The sequence below is a fragment of the Colwellia psychrerythraea genome (assembly GCF_000764225.1).
Classification (GTDB): Bacteria; Pseudomonadota; Gammaproteobacteria; order Enterobacterales; family Alteromonadaceae; genus Colwellia; species Colwellia psychrerythraea_D.
Map to the genome: position 1 here is coordinate 1 of NZ_JQED01000016.1, position 890 is coordinate 890.

The following is an 890-nucleotide window of genomic DNA, read 5'->3' on the forward strand; positions in this document are numbered from 1 at the left end:
TGACAAATTACAACAATGTAAAATCACGTACTTAACGTGTTACTTGAAATACTTTACGTAGATTGAATACTGTTTATATCGATTTTCTAGATTGTACCCTTTTTGTTTAGCGACAATAGCGCTGTGGCCCCACCTGATCCCTTTCCGAACTCAGAAGTGAAACGCAGTTGCGCCGATGGTAGTGTGGGAGTTCCCATGTGAGAGTAGGACATTGCTAAACTTCTAATTTTAGTTTGGAAAATGAAATGCAATAGCGCCGATGGTAGTGTGACTTATGTCGCAGTAAAGCCCATGTGAGAGCGTAGCGGGACATAGCTAAACTTCTAGTTTTGAGAAGCCCGACTCATCAGAGTCGGGCTTTTTAATCAGACTTTATTTATTAGATTGATTACTTAATCAGCATAATAAATAAGGTTTTAACAACACTGATTTATTTTATAAATTAAGTGTTGACATTAAAATCTGGTTGCGTACAATGCGCATCCTGCTTCGGGCAAACGGCAACGTTAGTAAGGAGTTAAAGCGAGTAACGAATGCGTTTACTGCTTCTCTTTTAAAGAGAGTTCTTTAACAATTAGTTATCATGCAATTTGTGTGGACACTCACATTACAGTTGTTTTACTTAGTTTCTTCGCTTTTATTAGCAAGAACAAAAAAACGCTTAATGATGATGTCACACAGATAAATATATACTTATATATGTAATGCGATATTTACTTCGGTAAATATCACGACAGAATTCATTGAGCAGCGAGTTTATCTCGCACAAACGATTTTTAATTGAAGAGTTTGATCATGGCTCAGATTGAACGCTGGCGGCAGGCTTAACACATGCAAGTCGAGCGGTAACATTTCTAGCTTGCTAGAAGATGACGAGCGGCGGACGGGTG

At 38.3% G+C, this 890-nt stretch carries 2 rRNA genes; both read left to right on the plus strand.

What is annotated here, in order from left to right:
- Positions 1-105: 105 nt before the first annotated feature.
- Positions 106-220 (plus strand): 5S ribosomal RNA (rrf, locus tag ND2E_RS12670).
- Positions 221-777: 557 nt separating this feature from the next.
- Positions 778-890, plus strand: a 16S ribosomal RNA gene (locus ND2E_RS0121415); the annotation flags it as partial.